The sequence below is a fragment of the Amycolatopsis sp. cg13 genome (assembly GCF_041346965.1).
Classification (GTDB): domain Bacteria; phylum Actinomycetota; class Actinomycetes; order Mycobacteriales; family Pseudonocardiaceae; genus Amycolatopsis.
Window position 1 is genome coordinate 4,458,723 of record NZ_CP166848.1, and the last position, 19,893, is coordinate 4,478,615.

Here is a 19,893-nt window from a genome sequence, read left to right on the forward strand (position 1 = left end):
AGTACGTGGCCGCGCGCCAGCGGGGGCGAGCGGAGTCAGCCGACGTATGCGGTGAAGGAATGCTTTGCCTGGTACCAGATCGAGATCCCGATGGCACCGGCCGCGGCCGCGCTGCGCAGGTCCAGCGGGCCCGGCCGGTCGGAAAGGAACGTGAAGTTCCGGATCTGCGCGCCGGGCACGAAGTCGCCCTGGGTGCCTTCCTTGGTCGAGCGCACGAAGTCCATCTGCTTGATCTCGATCGTGTCGCCGTATCCGGCGAACAGGTACAGGTACGGCGGACGGCCCGCGAGCGGGATGTAGAAGTGGTCGCCGTTCGGCGCAGCGGGAATCAGCATCAGAGTCTCCTCGTCATTGCCGGGGCCGGCGCCGGGCCCGGGGCCGCCGCCGGGAAGCGGGATGTATTGCTCGTTGATGTCGCACGGGATCCGGTCGACCCTGACCGTGCCGTCGTTGCGCTGCCACAGATGCGTCCAGGTCCGCTCGGCGGCCGTGGGTTGCGAACCGCAGCGCCAATACCACGACACGACCCCGGCGTCGTGCACCGCGCGCAGCGTCTCGGAGAACCCGTAGAACCCGGCCCGGTTCCGGCCGACGACGCTGGCGAACCCGTTCGCGAACCGCACGACGTCGTCGAGTTGGTAGGCCGCGGCATGGGCGTCGGCGGCGCAGGCCATCAGCGCCGAGTCCGCGATGCCCATGCCGCGCGCGTCGGCGAGACCCGCCCGCCCGAACGCGGCGCCGCGGGCGAAGTCGTCGTCGTTGCCGCTGCCCCACGCGTCGTCGGTGCCCAGCTCGATGACCAGCGCGACGGTCATCCCGCCGCCGACGAGAGTCCGGTATTCGCCGCCGGTGAGCCGTTTCGTCCCGCGGCCCAGCCCGGCGTAGCGGATCACTCCGTCGAAACCGGCCGACTTGAGCGACCCCGGGCTGGGCGTACCCGCGGAATAGTCAGCCCAGCGCATGGTGATCCGACCCGGTTTCGGCGTAGCTCGGCGGCCGGTTGGACCCGAGCAGGACTCGCGTCAGCCACGGCGGCATCTGCGGTTCGAGCTGCCGCAGCAACGCGTACACGATGGCCAGCACGACCGGGACGATCACCTGGTTGCCGAGCCCGGACACCGCGTCGGTCACCGAAGCGGGCAGGCCCAGCGAGACGAGCCACGCGACGAGCGCCGACCACAGGCCGGGGACGACGGTGCGCAGCCAGGACGTGAAGTGGTCGCCGAGTTGCGAAGTCTGTTGCGTGGACTGTTGCGTCATGGCTGGTTTCTCCGGCTCGGTGGCGGGTGTCGTCTCGGGTGCGGACGGCTCGGTGGTGGTCGGTGAAGCGACCGCGGTGTTCGGCGAAGCGACAGTGGGGTCGGGGGGATCCGGCTCGGTGGCGCCGTCAGGCACCGGGACGACGGAGGTGGTCGAACCGTTGCCGCCCGCGCCCGCGGTGCCCGTCGCGTGAGTCGGGCTCGACGCCGGGGAAACGGCTTTCGCACCGGTGGACGCACCGGCTGATTTCTCCGCCGCGAACACCACCGAATCGGTCGGATGCGCGACCGGCTGCGGCGCATCGATCTCGCTCGTCTTCTTCGGGGTCTCCGCGGGAGGCGCGGGCGCGACGGGATTCGGCCCCGGCCGGAAGAGCGGGTCGAAGCTGTCCGGCGAATGGCTCACCTTGCCGTCCGCGTCGAGCACGCCCAGCACGGCGTAGCGGTACTCGACCCCGTGCGGCGGCACCGGAACCGGGCCGTTGTCGTCGCGGGGCCATTCGACGTCTCCGGTCACCGTGCGGGCCGGGATCTGCCAGTAGTCGCCGCGCCGGTAGGTGCCCGGCTGGCCCGCCGGGTCCTCCGCCGACGATCTCGGCGGGGCCTCGAACCGGACCTGGACGCCGTCCTCCAGGTCGATCCAGGTGTTCTCGACCAGCGGCACCGCGCCGTCCGCGCTGTCGTCCGGGGCGAGGTGGTCCCAGCGGCGCAGGAATGGATGCAGGTCCGCGTCGGAGCCGGGACCGCAGCGTTCGTCGAGTTCGTCGTCCAGGGTGACCAGCCGGTCCGCCGGGTCGACCGCGATGACCTTCCGCAATGCGGGCGCGGCTTTGGGCCGGTCCTCCGCCGGGAGGTCGTCCGCGACGCGGGTGGCGGCCGCGTCGTCGAGCAGTTCGACCCAGTCGCCGACGTCCAGGTCCAATTTGCTGTCCCGGCCCAGCGTGCCGAGCGTCACCGTCGCGCCGGACACCGACACGATCGGGAACACCACCGACGCGTTCTCCCGCGACCACTTGAAGGTCGCGCCGTGCAGCCGCCGGTGGAAACCCTTGTTGGGCACCGAATCCGTCCACCCGCGACCGCCGGTGTGCACCTCGACGCGGTACAGCTGGTTCTCCTGCCCACGGAACCGCGCCTCGGGCGGCAGGTGGCAGGCATCGGTGTCGCCCGGGTGTTTCGCTTGGGCGGCAAGCAAACCGGGCTCTGGGTTCAGCGAGTTCCGGAATTTCTCGAAATCGTCGACGGTCTGCCCCGCGCACCAGGCCACCTGCCAGACGACCTTGGCCCGCGCGGCGGTGTCCGGTCCGGGGTCGCCGAGCGCGATCTCGCGGATCGCCGGGTCCTGCAACGCGGTGATCAGCCGTTCCCACACCCGCAGGTACACCACGAACGGCCCGGCCTCGGGGAGTTCGTCCTTCTCCTGGTCGAGGTAGCCCTCGGGCTGGGTCCAGTAGCTCGTGGCCTCGTCGTTCTCGACCAGCAGCCCGCCGACGTACAGCCGGCCGGCCGAGATGCTCAGATCGTCGATTTTCGCGTGGTCCTGGTGCGGTTCGATCCGGAATCCGTGCGCCCCGGCGGGCGCGGCGGACTGGCCGAGCAGGTCGGCCACCGTGGTCCGCAACTGGTACAGCAGGATCGCGGCCTGCTCGTTCGCGTCCGCGTCGAGCTGGACCCGGCCCTGCTGCGCGAGCACCGCGGAGAAGTGCTTCAGCGAGTCGAAGGTGCGGCGCGAGAAGTCGGCTTGCATGGCGGTCTCCTAAGTGGCGAACAGGATGCCGGCGTCCGTGCCGGCCGGGGTGTACTCGGCGAGCCGCAGCCGGAGACTGTCCTCGCGTTGCGGGTGGAACAGGTCGTGGAAGACCCCCATTTCCGAACCGTCCTCCGCGCCGCGGCTGATTTCTTCCGGCCCGGACCGCGCGAGCTGCGCGTAACCCGGGGTGCCGTAGCGGGTCGAGGTGAACTGGGGGACGACGCGGACCGGATCGCCGGAATGCTCGGGCTCGCAATGGAATCGGGGCGGGGTGCGCGAACTTTCCGGCAGCCAGCAGAACCGTACGCAGCCGTCCTGCCGACGAGCGATTCGCACCCGACCGTCCATAATGGAGTTTTCGAGCAGCCCGGCGCCGTGAGCGAATACGGAGCCGAACACCGTGCACCGGCGGAAGTCGACCACCGCGTGCGCGCAGCCGTCATCCGGACCGCACAGCGCGGCGAGGCCGGGTCCGGCGGCGTCGAGAATGCTGTCGGTGAGCCGGATCTGGTTGGGTTCGCGGTGCACTTCGTCGGCGGTGACGAGGATCGTGCCGAGGATGCTGTGTTCCACGCACAGACATGCTGGCGTGTCCGTGAGTTCGACGCTCGCCTCTTCCTCGTGCTCCGGACAGCACTTCGCGTCGAGCGACCATCCGGGCACCAAAGTGCAGTGCCGCAACGCAAACTGCCCGACCGGACCGTGCACCTGGACGCTGCGCCCGGTGATCAACAGCCCGTCGAAGACGACCTTCGGCAGCGGATCGTCCTTCGCGCCGCGGTCGGTCCCGATGATCCGCAGCGCGTCCGGCCGGTTGCTGTTCCAGTCGAGCAGCCGCAGCACCGGACGTTGCCCGTTGGCTGCCCTCAGCGTCAGGCAATCGCCGCGGTCGAGCACCAGCTTGATTTGTTCCTGGTACGCCCCGCTGTCGGTGAATTCGATGACTGCCTTGCGCGCTTTCGGATCGGTTTCCTTGTCCCGCTGCCATTCCTCGACGGCTTCCATGACGAGTTCGTGGCATCCGGGACCGACGCGATAGACGTGCTCCGACGCTTCCGTCGTGCGCGGATATTCACCGGCGCCGAGGTCGTCGGAAAACCCGTAGTGATAGTCGACCCACACCCCGGATTCCGGTGCCTGCCGGGCGGGAAAAGCGATCCGGCCGAGCACCGGGTCGAGCGCGACTTTCCCGTGCGCGGGCCGGTAACGCCACCCGGACAGATCCGCCGGAATGATGTCGGCCAGCGGGATCGGCTTCCCGTCGCTGAGGTAGACGCACAGGCTCTTCTCCGGTCCATAGTAGACCGCCGGTCGCTCGGCAAAGGCTTGCCGCCGAATAAAAACCGGCACGTTCGTCTCGTCCGCGATGTGGGTCGGCGACGGCTCCCGCACCGGGGAGACGATCAGCGGAGTGTCGTTGCCGAGAATGCTGAACGTGAACCGGGTCCGCGCCCGGTCCTCGCAATACGCGGGCCCGCACGTGATCGAATACGGCTTCAGCCGCCACACGTACAGGCCGATCTCCGGGATGCCGTACCGGCCGGTCCCCCGGTGCGAGGTGATCCGCCGGACGTCGATCGAATGTGCCAGCTCGTCGAACGGCCCGTCGAGCCGGTCGAGCGCGTCGGCCCCGTGCAGGTCGGCCAGTTGTCCCCGGGTCAGCCTGCGCCGGTCCGCGCGCGGGTCTCGTCCGTGCAGCCGGACGGCTTGCGAAACCGCCAGCAGCTGCCGGAATTCGACCGCCCGCGCGGGCCATTCCGCGACGTCCGCGGCGAGTTGTTCCAGCAACGCCAACGTGCCCTTGCGTCGCCGATTGCCGACGGTGTGCGCGACATCGCGACGAGGCGCGAGAGCGGACAACAACCGCCGGGCCGCGGCCGATCCTGTCGCGAGCGTTTCGTCGGCACCCGGCAGGAGCTGGTACCCGACGAGATCGCCGAGGTACGGCGCGACCCAATCCTGGCAGGTCTCGATGAACCAGTCTGCGTACTGCGCGTCCAGGTCGGCGCCGATCAGGTCGGCCTGTTCGGTGATCACGCCGAGCAACGCCTTGAGCGGCCCCGCGTTCTCTTCGTCGCGCCGCCGGTAGACCGACGGCATCAGGTCGTAGAGCCGGTCCGGATTGCGGGTCATGGGATCCTCACCAACATCAACGCCTCCGGCACTCCCGCCGGGAGCACGGCGAGCCGCGCGGGCCGGATTCCGCGGTACACAGTCAACTTCTGTCCCCACTTGAGCATCGTCGACTCCACCCCCGGGTTCAGCCGGACCAGTTCGTCCACCGTCAGCCCGTGCCGGAGCGCGATCGTCGTCAATGTGTCCTCGCCGAACGAGTCCACGTAGCCCACCTCGTCGACAACCTCCTCGAACCGCGCCCCGGACGCGCCGACGCACGGCTTAGCCTCGGTGAGCCGGTCCGCGACCGTGGCCAACTCGACCGGTGTGACGTCGCCGCCGATGCCGTCGAACACATTGATGGCGGCATAGTCGACGCCCGGCACCGCCTGGATCGCGGCGAACGCTTCGCTGAGGAACGCGGGTTCGCCGAGTTCCCTGCGGGCAAAGGAAAACTTGTCCAGCAACGCGGCGCGCACCGCCGGTTCCACCAGCTCCCACGAGTAGTCCGGCAGCACCTTGATCCCGGCGTGCAGCACGAGCAGCACCCGTTCCCGCACCGCGACCCGCACCTCGACGCCGCGATCGCCGAAGCTGGCCAGCGCCGCTTCCAGCGCGACCACCGAACCGGAGGACGAATCGATCCGCGCGTCCCCGGTCGCCGCGACCGTCACGTGCACGACCCGCCGTCCGCCGTCGGAAAGCTTGGCGGCCTTGGCTTTCCTGATCCCGGCCCGCGCACGGGTGAAATCCTCGTAGTCGCGGATCGACACCAGCCGGTCGAGCGCGAGCATCCGCAGCGGGATCGACGCCCGGGCGTCCGCCGGTCCGTCGCCGTCCGCTCCCCCGCCGGACGCCAGCGGGTTGGTCACCGCGCGCACGCCCGGCGGTCGTCCGGTGGCCTGACTGATCTGTCCGGCCGCGACATTCCCGTCGTGGCCCGCGCCGATCCGGTAAACCGCCGTCACGTTCTCCACCCCGGCAGGAATGCGCGCGCCGTGGACGCCGTCGCCGAACCGGAGCGAGCGGGTGCCGCCCGCGCCGACGGAGACCTCGTAGTCGTGACTCGTCGGCCCGGACCAGACCAGCCCGTCGGTTTCGTGCCACCGCACGCCGGCCACGCGAGCGGTGAGCGTGCTCTCCGCGCCGGAAGCGTTGGCGGACGGCCGGAACGTGAGCGGGTTGTCCGCATTGGCCTGGCGCAGCTGGAAAACCTGGTTCGCGACGCCTGGATCGCCGCTGCCGAGCACCTCGGTGCGGGTCTCGCCCTGATCCGCCTCGACGACGTTGCCGAAGAGGGTCACGGTGTCCCGGCGGTACCGGTAAGACAACTCCGTGGCCAGCGACAGGAACGTGCGGACCCGGCTGCCGTGGCGGGTCGGCTCGACCCGCTGCCGGATCCCGGCGACCATCGTCACCTCGGCGGCCTGGACCCCGCTGGTGTGCGGCACGTCGGTGCGTTCGCCGGACACCACCAGCCATCGGCCCGGCCGCAGCCCGTCGTAGACCCGCGACAGTTCGATCTCGGCGCCTGCGACGTCCTTGGTGATCGGGTCGCCGACCGCGGTGAGCGTTTCGCCGCGCGCCCAGACGACCGTGCCCGCCCCGGGAACCGGCGAAACGACCTGGTTCACCGTGATCGTGGTGACCTGCTTTTTCCCGACCGGCTCGGACTTGCCCGGAACGGTGACGTCGACGCTGTCCAGCTCCGCCGACGTCACTTGCGCGGCGGACCGCTGGCCATCCGGCGATTCGAGCACGACCCAGCTGCCGCCGGCGATGCCGTCGTACACCGCGTCCAGCCACACCTTCGTGGTGCCCGCCGAGTCCGCTTCCTTACCGGCCGGGCGTGCAATCGCGACCGCCCTGGTCCGCAGCACCTGGAGACCGGACAGCGCGGGCGGATTCGCGATCTGCTCGTTCGCCCACGCGTGGTGCAGATTCGGCCCCAGCCGGGGGTCGGCCGCGATGAGCAGCTTCGGGTGCACGTCGGAACCGGCATGGAACAATTGGTCCACTGTGGACGGAAGATCGACCGCCTTGCGCGGCGGCCGGGACGGCTCGCGACGCAGCCACGGCAGCACCGGGGTGAGCCCGGCCAATGCCGCCGCGCGGTCGCAGTCGGTGCCGTAGCTGCAACCGCATCCGCAGCCGTCGCCGCTGCCGTCGAAGCGGTATCCCGGCGAGGAGCAGAACAATGCTCTGGCGAAGTTGCTCAGATAGCGCAGTTCCGGATCGCTTTCGCGCAACGCCGCGGTGCAGAGCTTCAACAGCACGTCCGTCGCGTCCGAAACGGGCCCGACGAAATCGCGGAACCAGTCCTGGATCGCGCAGCTCGCGTGCGCCCGGGCGAGCGCGGCCTCCTCCGCCAGCTCGGTGCTCACATGGTAGGCCGTGCGAGCGAGGACCCAGGTCACCGTGGCCGAAGTGCCGAGACTGGCCAGATAGGTCTGGGTGTTCTTCAACGTGGTTACCGTGTTGTTGATCCAGTCCGACGGCGCGGGCTTTCGCTCCAGCGCGGCGCCGATCGCCTCGAGGAGGCGGGCTATCGCCTGGTTCAGCTCGTCGGCACCAGTGGTGACCAGCTTCGCGGTCGTCCGGTTGGCCTGGAAGTCCGCCGCCGCTTCGGCGACCACGCGGATCACCGGCGGGAACATGCCGAACAGCAGCAGCAACCGGTCCCCCGGCTTGAGCGCCGCGGTGGTGCCTTGGATCCCGATCTGTTCGATCTCGCGGGCGCTCTTGGCGGTGATGTCCACCGGGTCGGCAGTGGCGACTTGGAGCGCGTTCCACTCCTCGCGGGCCTGGAGTTCCGCCGTGGTCTCGAAGGTCTGCGGCAGCTGGTTCTGCCCGGGCACGCTCTTCGCGGCGGTGCCCGCCGGAATCACCGTCCGCGCGCCGGGATCCAGCGTGTACGCGAGGAAGGTGGTCGCCGCCAGCGCGGGCCGCGGTGTGTAGCCGACGAGAGTGCCGAGGTGGGTGAGCGATTCGGGTTCGGTGGCGGTCCGCAGGTAGCCCTCGTTGGCGATCCGCTCCTGGTAGAAGGTCAGCACGTCGCCCACGACGGCCCAGCAGTCCAGCAGCGCGATCGCCGGGTCGTCCGGGTCCCGCGTGGTGAGCGGGGCCAGCGCCGCCCGGCTGGAGAGCCGGGCCAGCATCGACTGGCGGAACCGCGCGTAGGTGCCGATCCGCCGGGACAGCGCGGGCAAGCCGGGGCGCTGGTAGGTCGTGGCCGGAGTCGTCGGGCCGGTGCGCGCGCAGTTCATCGTCCGCCTGCCAGGTCGAGGGTGAGCTGCCCGTTCTCGGGCCGGCTCGGGTCGTCGTCCAATTGCGCCACTTCGAGCGGCCCGATCGGGAGGACGCCGGTGGCGAGCGCGGTGCCGGGCGGGCCGAACAGCCGCTCCAGCCGGGTCACCTCGGCGTGCCGGACCCCGGGTACCGCGGCCGCGCTCGCGACGATCTGGCCGACCCGGATCGGGGTGCCGAAGGTGAGGTGATCGGGTTGGAAGAACGCGCCGAGCGCCCGTCGCAACGCTGTCCGCACGTGTCCGGCGATGTGGTCCGGCAGCACCTCGACGTGCACCGTGAGGTCGAGCGGGACGAGGGTCGCGGTGAAGACGGAAAGGTCGTGGCCGATCCGCCGGTACTGGTACAGCCCGGCGCGGGTTTCGTCGAGCAGCCAGGTCGGCGCGACCTCCATGCCGAGCGGATCGATCGCGACCTGCGCCTCGTACCAGCTTCCCGTCCACCGCAAGTCGCCCGCGGCTCGTTGGATGCTCGGCGAGGCGCCAGCCAGCGTCGCGTAGTCGTCCGCTGTGATGGCTCGCAGCAAACGACGGCGGACCTCCTGCGGAGCGCGCAGCCGTACCTCGGACACCGGCTCGGGATCGACTCCGCCGATCGCAGGCAACGGATTCCGCACGCTGCGGATGCCGGGCACGTCCGTGCGGTCGAAGATGATGCTGCTGATCGCTTCCCGTCCGACATTCCCGGCCAGACCGGTCCCTACCCGCAGTGCCGCGGTGAGCTCGCCGCTCAACGGAAACTTCGCGCCATTGCGACCGTCGCCGAACCGCAGGACGGTCGCGCCGGTGTCGGTGACCTCGCCTACGAAATGCCGGTCCGTCGGTCCGCTCTCGAGCAGATCCCGTTGTGGCAGCCAAACACCATGGTTTCGGTCAGTGACGGTCACCGCGGGCAGTGCCGCGCGCGGGTCCGGTCGGGTCGCGAGAGTTGCCGGGCCACGGAATGCCGCACGGTGCTCGTCGAGCTTCCTGCCTTCGTCCGCGCCCCAGCTCTGACCGATCTCCCAGCCCTCGTTCTTCGCTGTGAGCACGTACCCCGCGCGAGCTTGACGGATGAGGTCTTTCAGCCGTTCCAGTTTCGTTTCCAGCAGGTCGTCGAAACACGCCAGCAGGTACCGGATGGCGCGTCGTGGATGCTCGCGAAGGTGCAGCTTCTTGACGAGCTTGGCCCCGAAAAGCACGGTGACGAACTCGATGTCCTCTTCGGACAGTTCACTCCGCCACAGCTTGGTCAGCCGCGCGCGGATCCGGCCAGGGAGACCCACCAGCCAGCGCGCCTGCGCCGCCGCGATGTCGGCGGGATCCGGGAACGGAACGCTTTGCGTGACCGGCTGGTGGCGCAACTGCGGCTGAACGACCACCGGCAGCGGCGGGTAAGCCGGTTGGGGTTCGGCCTCGCCGCCGCAACCACAGCCGCAGTCGCGCGGGCACTGCGGCTCGTCCGGCGCGGGGTCGGGAACGCAGTGGCACTCCGGGTCGATCCGCCGACCGTGCTCGACCAGCACCACGTTCCCCCGCGCGACACCGACCTCAAGCTCGACACATTCGGGCCCGCCGCGAGCGTTGACACATAACGGAAAGGTAAGCGCGTCTTCGCGGGCCCAGGTCACTTCCAGGAGCTTTTGCTGGTACAGCTGGTCTTCGGTCTCGGTCACCGACGTCAGCCGGACGGCCTGCCGGTGCGTGTGGTCAGCGTCGGCCGGAAGACCGGACGGCACGCCGATCAGTTCCTCGAAGAGCAGCACGTCGCCCGCGGAGAGACCCAACGCCCGGTCACTGTCCACAAGGGTCGCCGAAGTCGCCCCGGCGGGCAGGCAGCAGTCGTGGTCGCCCCATGTCCACAGGCTGATCCGGTTGCGCGCGGGAATCAGCCGGACCTCTTCGTCGTGGACCGGCTCGAAAACCTCCGCCGCACCGCGAAGATCGCTTTCCTTCAACGAGGTACCGGGCAGGGTGCTGAACCGGAACTTTCCCTTCGGGAGCGGGACCTCTTCGCCCGCCTCGATGCACACCCAAGCCCGCGCGGAGCATCCGTCGTGCATCGCGTAGTCGACAAGCCGGGCGTGCCGCCGTACGGAAACCCGCAGCCGCGCGGTGTCCAGATACGCCTCGGTCGCCACCGCGTCTTGCTGGTAGCTGAGCCGATCGCCCTCGTAGGCGAGCAGTTCCGTGAGCATGATGCCGATGTCCGGGACGTGCCGTTCGGTCCAGGACGGCATCGTCAGCTTCAACCGGTCCAGCAGCAGTTGCCGGAAGCTGGCGTAATCCTTGCTGAGATAATCGATCTCGACCGTTGCTTCCACCGGTGGCGCGCTTTCCTCGACCGGCGCGCAGTCGACGTCACCGCAACTGCCGAAGGTGAAGTCCACCTGGGAGTACCGCGGATCGAAGCCCGGATACGGCCTCGTCCCCGGTTTTCCGATCGGACCGGATTCCACAATGGACAACCGGTAGGCCGACAGATCTCCGGCCCGGTCGACCGTCAGCCGCACCGCGTCGGCAAGATCCGGATCGTCGCTCGCCCACAGTTCGACCGCGACGACCGCGATCCCGGTCACGCGCCGTCCGCCGTCGATCCGGAAGTTGGCCGGTACCAGGTCTTCCGGTGCCTTGCCGAAGAATCCCACCGTGAGCGAACGACCGTCGTCGCTCACGCCCACCGAGTCTATCCCGTTGCCGCCCGCGACGCGCACGTCCGTCCGGCGGCGTTCGTCCGCACAGCCGATCACGGCGCCCTCCCGGTGATGACGTCCTCGCGCCGTTCGCCGGTCGCGAGGAGGATGTAGCCGATCTCGATCCGCAAAGTGCTTTCCTCGGCGGCGACTTCCAGGTGCTGCACGGTGATCAGGTCGCCGAGCCAGCGGTGCAACGCGCCTTCCGCCGACGCCTGCACTGCCGCCGCCAGCTCCGGGCTGTTCGGCTCGAACACCAGGTCCAGCAGGCCGCAGCCGAAGTCCGGGCGCATCACGCGCTCCCCCGGCGTGGTGAAAAGCAGCTGCTCGATCAGGTCGAGCACGTGGTTCGCGTAGCCGGTTTCCGCGACCCGGCCACGTTGGTCGAAATGGAACGGAAAGTCGATGTCCACAGTGGTCACCTCCCCGTGACGAACTGTTGCATGACAAGCACGATCGGCGGGCCGGGCGAAAGCGAGCCGAGGCAAGTACCGCCGCCCTGGCCAGCCGGAGGCAGCTGCGTGAGCATCGGCGTCCCGCCACCCAGCAGGGACGAGAGGTTCGTCCACTGCACCGTCGCGCACGGCGGAGTCAACGTGCATCCGGCGACGATCAGCTGGTCTTTCGTGGTGAGCACCGGCATTCCGTTCACCAGCGCCGCCGGCGGCCCGGCCGGGATCGCGGTCACCGCGCCGCCGTGCGGGCAGGTCATCGTCATTCCACTGTGGAGCAAAAATCCCGGCATGTCCGCACCCCTAGTTCGGAACGACGAAGGTGCCGTTGTTGACGATGACCGAGGTCCCGGCCAGCCGGATCGACGCGAGACCGGGACCGCAGGACAGTTCGATCCCGGTCTCGTTGAGCTTGATGTACGGCCCGGACGGCCCCAGGATCTGCAACTGGATGCCGCCAGTCGGGCCGGGTTGCTGAGTGATCAGGAGGTAGTTCTGCGGCGGAACGCCGAACGGAGTGAGCGGCGTCCCGATGACGACCTGCGGCACGCCGGGCAGGATGCTCGACGCGATCGGCGGTCCTTCCTCGGCCACGTCGCGCCGGAACCCGGTCCACACCGCGCGGCCGATGTCGCCGCCCTGGAACTCGATCCACACCCCGGACCCGATCAGCGGCACCACGTTCATGCCCGGCGTCGCGGTGCTCGCCCGCGCCCAGATGGCGTTGTCGCCCAGCACTTCGCCGACCCGCACGAGCAGCCGGTCCAGTCCGAGCGGGTCCACATTGGACACCACCTCGCCCTGGTAGGTGCCGTCGAACCGCGTTTCTTCGGTCATGCGCTCACCTGCTGGGAGAAGGGGACGAAACCGTCCCGGGCCAGGCCGAAACTCTGCTTGTACTCGCCGCGTTTGATCTCGTGGGTGACCCGGTTGACGTAATAGAGGCCGTCGTACGCGAGCCCCGCGCCGCGCACGCCGACCAGCGCGCGGGACTTGAGCACGTGGCCGTACCGGAGCACGTCGAGCTTTCCCTGTCCGGTCACCGCGTCGGCGGCCTTCGCGGTTTTGCTGAGGCCGCGCAGCAAAATCTCCGTCGTGGACCGGCCGGCCAGGTCCGGCAACGGCTGCTCCTGCAGGGTCACCGCGGAACGAGCGGCCAGCGGCGGCCGCAGCAACGCGAGGTCCGGCACCGGAATGGAAAACCCGATCTTGGTGTGCGGCTCGGTGATCCGGATCGTGTACTGCTTCCGAGACATTCCGTCGAAACTGAACGACAGGGATTCCACATTGGTCGCGGTCCCGGAATCGACAGCGAGCGCGGGCTGCACGACCCCGGCCCGGATTTCCGGCCCCCAGTACCCGATGCTCGCACCCGGCACCGGACCCGGGATCAAGTAGAACGCGTAGCCCGCCTGCCGCGCCAGTTCCCGGAGATAGCTGAGATCGCTGCCGGACTGGCCGTCGATTTTCGACTGCGGCGGCTCCGGTTCCCACAGCAGCACCGGCGCCGGCGCGGGCACGATTCCGTACATCGCGTACTTCGCGAGGATCTTCAGCACCCGCACCTGCAGCGACATCCCGGGAAAGATCTCTTCCTCGTACCGCAGGTCCATCAGCGCGGTGAGGTCCTCGCCGGTCACCGTGAGCCGCGATTCGCCGGGACCCGCGCCCGGGCTCATCTCGTGCCGGGTGATCACGCCGTCCATCAGCACGTCCGCCGAACCGCCGACGATCACCGAGAGCACGACCCGCGCGGGCGGATCGAGCAGCCCGGACGGCAGCAACGTCCGGGTGAGCACCGATTTTCGGCTCACCGCGAAGGTCAGCTGGAACCCGCTGCGCTCGCCCGCGGACGAGGTGACCTGCACGGACTGCAACGCGTCGATCAGTTCGTGCGGCACCGGCGCGGCGAGCACGCGGCCGATCATCAACTGCAGCTGAAAGCTCTTACCCACCGGTCCCTCCCGCCGGAATCCCGGGCGGCAGCGTGATCCGCAGCCGGCGGCCCGGCTCCGCGGTCAGCGCGTCCGGATCCGTCGCCCGGTTCGCGTCGGCGATCCGCCAGTACTGCTCGGCGTCGCCGAACACCTCGCCCGCGATGCGATCGAGCCGGTCGCGAGGCTTCACCACGCGCTCGCCGATCTGCGCGAGCTGCTCCGGCTGCGGCAGCAACCGCCGCTGCACGAAGCGGACCGAACGACCGTCGGGAAGGTCGCAGACCGCGGTGGGCAGGCTGTAGTAACGACTGGTCGCGGAGAACATCAAGCACCTCCTAGACGGTCGGCACGCCGACGTCGGTCACCGGGTTGTTGACCCCATCGGCGAAGCGTTCTTTCTGCTGGAGATACGTCAGGTACAGCGTTCCGCCCTTGGCGCGCGCCCCCGGATCGCCGGGATGCGGGTAGCCGAGATCGTCCACAGTGAGCACCCGGACGGTGATGCTGACCTTGGCCCGGATCGGATTGAGCGCGGCGTCGAACGCTTCCTCGGCGACGCTGAAGTCGGTGATCCGCACCGGCAGCACCCGTTTAGGGCCAAGCACAAGCACCGTCAGCGGTGCCTCTACCGGCACGATTTCCAGCTGTCCTTGCCCGGCCAGCAGATCTTCGTTGTACAACTGGGTGTACGTCGGCGAAAGGCTCTTTTCGAGCGCGCACAGCACCGGAAACAATCCGTCGGGAAACCTGTCGGGCGCCGCGGTGGCGTCGAACTCGGCCTCGAACCGGTACGACTCGTGCGAAGGCCCCTTGAGCCGCAACGCTTCCAGCCGGTCGCCCGGTTCGCCGCCGAGGCCCTGCACCTGCAGGGTCCGGGTGAGCGTGTCCGGGTTGTACTGGAACGGAATCGTCTTCGACGCCCGCCCGCTGTCCGGATCCACCAGCACGAACCCGCCCCGGACGGGATTCAGGCTCTGCGGAAAGGTGGTCATCGTCGTAGTCCTCCCCAGCGAACGGCGGAACGCCTTGCCGCCAAGCGTGCCGGGACCCCGTCACCGAGGCGTCACCGCTCAGCCGGCCACCTGGCGGATGCCGTGGTGAATCGACCGTGCGATCGCCTCCGCGAGCGTGCCTTCCGCGAGCTGGGCCAGCACGACCCGCCGCCGTGCTTCCCGCCAACCCCGGCGCGGCGCGGCAGCCGCCATCTGGCGCGCCAACTCGGCTTGCACGGCGTCGCGAAGCTGACCGGGATCCTCGGACAACGCGGTCAGCACCAGCCGATCGATCCGGACCTCGATCACCGCCGGAAATCCCGTTCCGGCACGGGAAGTTCAAGCTTCCGGAACTCAGTACGCGCGGCAGCCAGCACGGTCTCCATCGTGATCGACGATCCAGCAGCCGCCGCGAGGAAAGCCGCGTTGAGCGCGATGTTGCGGATCATCGCGCCGCTCGTCTGCAGCTGCGCCAGCCGACCGAAGTCGAGGCCTTCGCACGGCGCGCGGGTCGGGAATGCCTTCTGCCACATGATCTTCCGCTCAACTGGGCCGGGGAAGGCGAACTCGACCACGAACCGCAGGCGGCGCATGAAGGCGGTGTCCAGCGCCGAACGCATGTTGGTCGCCAGGATCGCCAGGCCGCGGTGGGCTTCCATCCGCTGCAGCAGGTAGTCGACCTCGATGGTGGCGTACCGGTCGTGCGCGTCGCGGACCTCGCCGCGTTTGCCGAACAGCGATTCCGCCTCGTCGAAGAACAGGATCGCGCCCTCGGCCGCGTCGAAGAGCTTCCGCAGGTTCTTCTCGGTCTCCCCGATGTACTTGCTGACCACTGTGGACAGATCGATCCGGTAAAGATCGAGTGCCAGCCGGTTCGCGAGCACCTCGGCCGCCATCGTCTTGCCGGTTCCGGTCGGCCCGGCGAACAGGACGCTCAAGCCAAGTCCGCGTTCTCCGAAACCCCACGTCTCGTGCACCCTCGTGCGTTGGCCCACCTGGTCGGCGATCTCGCCGAGCAACCGGCGGGACTGCTCCGGCAGCACGAGATCGTCCCAGCTCGCCGTCGACTCGAGCCGCTGCGCGCGTCCGTCCAGCCGCGGCCGGGTGCGGACGCGGCATTCCTGCCACACCTTCTCCGGATCGGCCCCCGCGACCGCGGCCACCGCCGCGATGCCCGGCAGGTCGAGCGCGAACTGCGCGGCCAGCGCGTCGATCACCGGCTGATCGCTCCCGAGCGCTTCCCGCCACGCCACCGCCCGTTCCGCCGGCGTCGGCGGGCTGACCTCGATCGATCGGAGACCCGGCCCGCCTTCCCGCACGGCGAGCACCGCCGGTCCGGTGGTCCGGTCGAGAAACCGGGCTCCGCCCTCGTCTTCGAGGTACAACGCCAGCGGCAGCACCGCGGCCTCGCGCTGCCAGCTCCGGGCGAGGAGGTCCAACTCCACCGGCTGCGCGGGCAACGCGGACGCCTCAAGTCGATACGCCGCCAGCCCGGAGATCTCCGCCGCATGCGCGGTGATCTGTCGTTTCGCGGCCTCGTCGGCACCGGTGAGCTGAACCGGACCGGCGAGCGCCCACTGACTGGCGACCTCCTCGGCAACCCTCTGCTGCGAGGCCGACAACTCCGTGCGGGCCAGCGGCGTGACCAGCGGACTCAGCCGGTCGTCAAGACTGTTGAGCCCCTTCAGATAGTTGACCGCGCGCTCGGCCGCCCGCAACGGCGCGGACACCACGCCCTGCCCGGAAACACCCTCGATGAGCTGCCAGTACCGCAGACCGCCTTGCGGCGATACGGCTTCCCACGCCGGATCGGGCAACACGTGAAGAGCCAGCCCGAACGTCGGATACGCCATGTGCGGATTGCCGTGCGCCTCGGCGCAAAGCCCGGCGATCGACGGATCCAGCTCGACCGCCGCGCACAGCAGCAAGGTGTCCCGCTCGAACCGGGACAGCCCGAGCCGCGCCGCCAGCACAGTCAGCGCGGGCGGCGGGCTGATCGCCTCGGCTTCGTCGACAGCGGCGGTCGAGACCGCTTCGCCGGGGTGCCGCAGCACCTCCCGCAACCACTCCAGCGACGCGGCGAGGAAGCGTCCGTTCGCCGCTTCCCAGGTCATAAGATCGTCACCGTCTGCGTGGCGTCGAAGACCGGCTTCGGCCCGGTGCGGTCGACCAGCAGACTGTCCACGCCGCCGATCCGGAGGCGGGCGAGATGGGTGCCCACCGGCGCGTCCGGGACGTCGAAGGTCAGGTCCGCGCCCGTCACCGGATCCTCTGGCTGAGCCGCGACCGCACGCCGCTCCAGCACCGACCGCGACCCGAGGACCAGCAGCACCGGCTGCCCGGTCCGCACCGGAGGACGGCAGACCAGCTGGACCACCGCGGCGGTCCCGTCGCGCTGCACGGTCATCGGCATCCCGCTGGTGATCTCGGGCGCGACCGCGAGCGAAACCTCGTTCGTCGACGTCGTGCCGGACACCACCGCCACCGACCACAGCCCGGCCGGAAACGCCTGCGGCGGCCCGGTCAGCTCGAACCGGACCTCGGCCCCGCTTCCCGGCACGACAGGAATCGACACCGGCCCGGCCAGCAGCGGATGCGACAACCGGACCTCGTTCGCCTGGTCGAGATTCGCACCCCGCAGCACGACGCGTCCGCCGAGCTTGACCGAAGCCTGCTCGTGCTCAAGACCGTCCGGACCGACCGCGACCGGCACCGCGGCGGTGAGCTGCGGGTACGGCGATTCGACGCTGGCCGCCGCTTCCGGCCCCCGGTCCAGCGCGCCCCGACGCAGCACCGGCACCGCCGTACGCGGCGGGCGGCGGCTGTCGATGAGCACCGGCCCGGCCTCGAACGCGACGGTGAGCCGATAGCTGGTCTGGAACGCCGACCACAGCGAGTAGATGTCCTTCTCCACGAAGGACTGCCAGGTGAGCCGGATCAGCTCGGACTGTTCCGACACATTGCTGGGCGACTGCACCTGCCGGAGCCGCGCGCGGCTGAGGTGCGGATGCTCGTGCAGCGTCCGCAGCGCACCGCCGAGCATCCGGTGCGCGATAGTGTCCGCACCGCCCGGCACATACGCGGTGAGCAGGTAGTGCAGGACGAGCGGCAGCTGCGGATCGCCGTGCTCCCCGGGCCGCAGCCCTACGGGATCCTCGTTGCGCAGCGACTCGTCGATGCCGATTTGGTAGAGGAACAGGTTCAGCTGCGGATCGCCGCTCGGCCCCGGCGTCTCGTGCGGCGGCCGCGCTTCGACCTTCGCGCCGCTCTCGACCTCGCGCGCGCCTTCGAGCACCAGCTGGACCAGCGCCTCGGTCACGGCCTCGATCGCGTTGGCGTCACTCATCCCCGCTCCCGGAGGTAGTCGTCGAGGCTCAGCAGCGGTTTCCGTTCCTGCCGCGGTTTCGGCGCCGCTGCCGGTGCCGGACGAGCGGTGACCTCGACCCGGCCGATGCTGATGTGCACATCCGGTTGAGCCGGTGCCTGCTGCCGCCGGGTCACCAAAGGTTGCTGCTGCCGCTGGGACGGCGGTGCCGGTTCGAGCTGGGGACGCACGACTCGATGCGCGCGGACCGGTTCGACCGCCTGTACCGGTGCGGCCCGTACGGGTTCTGGTGCTGCTGGCCCGGTTTGTGGCTCCGCCGCGACGGCTGACTGCAGTACCGTTTCTCGCTGCCGGTGTTCTGTCCGCACTTCGCGTTCCAGCAGCGATTCGGTGACCTTCGCCGAGTGGGAAACGGTCGCGCGCTCGGTGTGTGTCCGAGATTCGACGACGCTTTCCCGAACCACCGCGCCCGGTTGGCCCGGCACCGGAACCTCGCGGACGCGTTCGACCACCTTTGGGGACGGCACCGGCGATTCGAGAACGCGTTCGGACGGTTTCGGTTGCGGCACCTGGGTTTCATGGACGCTTTCGACCCGCTCCGTGTGTGACACTTCGCTCTCGCGGACGCGCTCGACCGGCCCCGGAAGCGTCGCCAAGGTTTCCCGGATAACGCGCTCCAGTCCAGGCGTCTCACGAACACGTTCGGTTTCCTTTGTGACCGCAGGCTTCTGCGCCGATTCAGTGAACGTGCCCATCGGCAACTCAGGCTCCGCCCCGACCGGACTCGCGGGTTCGAACAACGTCGGCACGAGCGGCCGGATCGGCGGTGCGTCGATCCGGCCGAGCAGCCGGTCCACGAAATCGTTCATGCCATCGTCCCCGCGAGTTCCAGATACCGGCGGCGCCGCCCAGGACTCACCGCGAGCACCTCCGCCTCCGACCAGCCGTAGGCGAGCGCCAGCGCGTGCACGTCGTACAACAACCGCCGCGCGCAAGCTTCCAGTTCCGTCCACAGATAAACCGCGATGTCGAACGGAGACGCCCACCGGTGACCGCACACCGCGCAGTCCAGGTCGATCCGGACGTCCGCCTGCGGATCTCCCGCGGCCAACGCGTCCGGGAGCGCGCCGAGCACCGCGTCCGGCAACTCGGACCGCTCCACCTCCTGCTCGCCTAGCCGCGCGGTCACCACACACCGTTCGAGCAACGTCCGTCTACTGTGGACTTCCAGCAGATCCCGGCTCGTCACCGCGCGGAACTCGACCTCGTACCCGTCGACAGCCACGACCCCGGAAGCGTCCACTCGCGACGGACGCAGATCCCGGCTCGAAAGTTCCAGCTCAAGTTCCTCACCGCACGAAGGACAGCTCACCAGACACGGAAACGCAGTCCCGAAGCACTGCTCCCGCAGGGCCAGCAGGAACTCGTCCCGCTGGCCCACCGCGAGATCGCCGACCTCGCCCGGTTCCGCGCCGCCCGCGACAGCCAGCGCGAGCGCCCGCCGTACCGCACCCAACCCGTGCGCCGCCTCCCATACGTCGAGGAGGCTCGCTTCGGTGAACATCACGCCGGGTCTTCGAAGAACGTCTCCTGCGGCTCCGGAACCTCCTCGGCGACCCACCCCTCGTTCTCGACCTTGATGTGCTGCACGGCGACCGCGTTGGCGTTGGCGTCCAAATCGGACACTGGCTGCCATTCCGAGACCCAGCAGTTGAATACCTGATAGGACAGTACTTTCTGGCCGCCCTCGTCGAACACGTCGACGATGAGGTCGCGGCGGAAGTCCTTGAGCGAGGTCTCCAGCCCCTGCCCGGAGTTGGCGAAACTCCACACCCGGTTCGCCCACTGCGCGAACACCTTGTCCGCGGTGACGCCGCGTTCGAGGGTGATCGCGTCGTATTCGGTGCGGCCGGGCAGCTTCGCACTGGTCGCCGGATCGCCGCCGGACCGGTGCTTGATCACCTCGGTGCTCCGCTTGAACCCGGTGATCTTGCTGACCCCGAGCAGATAGTCGCCGCCGGCGAACTTCACCCGGAACCGGAAGTTCTTGTACGGATCGCGCCGCTTCGTCTTGCTGTCGGACATG

The 19,893-nt window shown here is 69.4% G+C and carries 17 protein-coding genes; all 17 read right to left on the reverse strand.

What is annotated here, in order from left to right; all coding sequences use genetic code 11:
- Positions 1 to 35: 35 nt before the first annotated feature.
- Positions 36 to 962, reverse strand: a complete 927-nt coding sequence (locus AB5I40_RS20420) for a glycoside hydrolase domain-containing protein (protein ID WP_370940124.1) — start codon at positions 960 to 962, stop codon at positions 36 to 38.
- A complete protein-coding gene (locus tag AB5I40_RS20425; protein WP_370940125.1) occupies positions 949 to 3,006 on the reverse strand; it encodes a DUF6519 domain-containing protein in 2,058 nt (685 codons plus the stop codon). Before AB5I40_RS20425 ends, AB5I40_RS20420 begins: the two co-directional genes overlap by 14 nt.
- A 9-nt stretch (positions 3,007 to 3,015) precedes the next feature.
- Positions 3,016 to 5,142, reverse strand: coding sequence for a hypothetical protein (locus AB5I40_RS20430; RefSeq protein ID WP_370940126.1), 2,127 nt, complete (start codon positions 5,140 to 5,142; stop codon positions 3,016 to 3,018).
- Positions 5,139 to 8,390 (reverse strand): putative baseplate assembly protein, encoded by a 3,252-nt coding sequence (locus AB5I40_RS20435; RefSeq protein ID WP_370940127.1) that lies wholly within the window; start codon positions 8,388 to 8,390, stop codon positions 5,139 to 5,141. The genes AB5I40_RS20430 and AB5I40_RS20435 overlap by 4 nt, the downstream gene beginning before the upstream one ends.
- Positions 8,387 to 11,083, reverse strand: coding sequence for a putative baseplate assembly protein (locus AB5I40_RS20440; RefSeq protein WP_370940128.1), 2,697 nt, complete (start codon positions 11,081 to 11,083; stop codon positions 8,387 to 8,389). The genes AB5I40_RS20435 and AB5I40_RS20440 overlap by 4 nt, the downstream gene beginning before the upstream one ends.
- 71 nt (positions 11,084 to 11,154) lie before the next feature.
- Positions 11,155 to 11,514 carry a GPW/gp25 family protein gene (locus AB5I40_RS20445; protein WP_370940129.1) on the reverse strand — a complete coding sequence of 120 codons (360 nt, stop codon included), beginning with the start codon at positions 11,512 to 11,514 and terminating at the stop codon, positions 11,155 to 11,157.
- A gap of 5 nt (positions 11,515 to 11,519) precedes the next feature.
- Positions 11,520 to 11,846: a hypothetical protein gene (locus AB5I40_RS20450; protein WP_370940130.1), complete on the reverse strand. Its 327-nt coding sequence runs from the start codon at positions 11,844 to 11,846 to the stop codon at positions 11,520 to 11,522.
- Between the two features lie 10 nt (positions 11,847 to 11,856).
- A complete protein-coding gene (locus tag AB5I40_RS20455; RefSeq protein WP_370940131.1) occupies positions 11,857 to 12,390 on the reverse strand; it encodes a phage baseplate assembly protein V in 534 nt (177 codons plus the stop codon).
- Positions 12,387 to 13,508: a hypothetical protein gene (locus tag AB5I40_RS20460; protein WP_370940132.1), complete on the reverse strand. Its 1,122-nt coding sequence runs from the start codon at positions 13,506 to 13,508 to the stop codon at positions 12,387 to 12,389. The genes AB5I40_RS20455 and AB5I40_RS20460 overlap by 4 nt, the downstream gene beginning before the upstream one ends.
- Complete coding sequence (locus AB5I40_RS20465) at positions 13,501 to 13,815, reverse strand: LysM peptidoglycan-binding domain-containing protein (RefSeq protein ID WP_370940133.1); 315 nt, start codon at positions 13,813 to 13,815, stop codon at positions 13,501 to 13,503. Before AB5I40_RS20465 ends, AB5I40_RS20460 begins: the two co-directional genes overlap by 8 nt.
- 10 nt (positions 13,816 to 13,825) lie before the next feature.
- Entirely contained in the window at positions 13,826 to 14,482 is a 657-nt protein-coding gene (locus tag AB5I40_RS20470) for a hypothetical protein (protein ID WP_370940134.1), read from the reverse strand.
- Between the two features lie 78 nt (positions 14,483 to 14,560).
- A complete protein-coding gene (locus tag AB5I40_RS20475; RefSeq protein ID WP_370940135.1) occupies positions 14,561 to 14,791 on the reverse strand; it encodes a hypothetical protein in 231 nt (76 codons plus the stop codon).
- Positions 14,788 to 16,596 carry an ATP-binding protein gene (locus AB5I40_RS20480; RefSeq protein ID WP_370940136.1) on the reverse strand — a complete coding sequence of 603 codons (1,809 nt, stop codon included), beginning with the start codon at positions 16,594 to 16,596 and terminating at the stop codon, positions 14,788 to 14,790. The genes AB5I40_RS20475 and AB5I40_RS20480 overlap by 4 nt, the downstream gene beginning before the upstream one ends.
- A complete protein-coding gene (locus tag AB5I40_RS20485; RefSeq protein ID WP_370940137.1) occupies positions 16,593 to 17,828 on the reverse strand; it encodes a DUF4255 domain-containing protein in 1,236 nt (411 codons plus the stop codon). The genes AB5I40_RS20480 and AB5I40_RS20485 overlap by 4 nt, the downstream gene beginning before the upstream one ends.
- Positions 17,825 to 18,676 (reverse strand): hypothetical protein, encoded by an 852-nt coding sequence (locus tag AB5I40_RS20490; RefSeq protein ID WP_370940138.1) that lies wholly within the window; start codon positions 18,674 to 18,676, stop codon positions 17,825 to 17,827. The genes AB5I40_RS20485 and AB5I40_RS20490 overlap by 4 nt, the downstream gene beginning before the upstream one ends.
- Positions 18,673 to 19,374 (reverse strand): hypothetical protein, encoded by a 702-nt coding sequence (locus AB5I40_RS20495; protein WP_370940139.1) that lies wholly within the window; start codon positions 19,372 to 19,374, stop codon positions 18,673 to 18,675. The genes AB5I40_RS20490 and AB5I40_RS20495 overlap by 4 nt, the downstream gene beginning before the upstream one ends.
- Entirely contained in the window at positions 19,371 to 19,892 is a 522-nt protein-coding gene (locus tag AB5I40_RS20500; protein WP_370940140.1) for a phage tail protein, read from the reverse strand. The genes AB5I40_RS20495 and AB5I40_RS20500 overlap by 4 nt, the downstream gene beginning before the upstream one ends.
- Between the last annotated feature and the right edge of the window lies 1 nt (position 19,893).

What these genes read in the sequence shown, in the direction of transcription:
- AB5I40_RS20420 (WP_370940124.1), bottom strand. Translation starts at nt 962, where the DNA reads ATGCGCTGGGCTGACTATTCCGCGGGTACGCCCAGCCCGGGGTCGCTC.
- AB5I40_RS20425 (WP_370940125.1), bottom strand. Translation starts at nt 3,006, where the DNA reads ATGCAAGCCGACTTCTCGCGCCGCACCTTCGACTCGCTGAAGCACTTC.
- AB5I40_RS20430 (WP_370940126.1), bottom strand. Translation starts at nt 5,142, where the DNA reads ATGACCCGCAATCCGGACCGGCTCTACGACCTGATGCCGTCGGTCTAC.
- AB5I40_RS20435 (WP_370940127.1), bottom strand. Translation starts at nt 8,390, where the DNA reads ATGAACTGCGCGCGCACCGGCCCGACGACTCCGGCCACGACCTACCAG.
- AB5I40_RS20450 (WP_370940130.1), bottom strand. Translation starts at nt 11,846, where the DNA reads ATGCCGGGATTTTTGCTCCACAGTGGAATGACGATGACCTGCCCGCAC.
- AB5I40_RS20455 (WP_370940131.1), bottom strand. Translation starts at nt 12,390, where the DNA reads ATGACCGAAGAAACGCGGTTCGACGGCACCTACCAGGGCGAGGTGGTG.
- AB5I40_RS20465 (WP_370940133.1), bottom strand. Translation starts at nt 13,815, where the DNA reads ATGTTCTCCGCGACCAGTCGTTACTACAGCCTGCCCACCGCGGTCTGC.
- AB5I40_RS20470 (WP_370940134.1), bottom strand. Translation starts at nt 14,482, where the DNA reads ATGACCACCTTTCCGCAGAGCCTGAATCCCGTCCGGGGCGGGTTCGTG.
- AB5I40_RS20480 (WP_370940136.1), bottom strand. Translation starts at nt 16,596, where the DNA reads ATGACCTGGGAAGCGGCGAACGGACGCTTCCTCGCCGCGTCGCTGGAG.
- AB5I40_RS20485 (WP_370940137.1), bottom strand. Translation starts at nt 17,828, where the DNA reads ATGAGTGACGCCAACGCGATCGAGGCCGTGACCGAGGCGCTGGTCCAG.
- AB5I40_RS20490 (WP_370940138.1), bottom strand. Translation starts at nt 18,676, where the DNA reads ATGAACGATTTCGTGGACCGGCTGCTCGGCCGGATCGACGCACCGCCG.
- AB5I40_RS20500 (WP_370940140.1), bottom strand. Translation starts at nt 19,892, where the DNA reads ATGTCCGACAGCAAGACGAAGCGGCGCGATCCGTACAAGAACTTCCGG.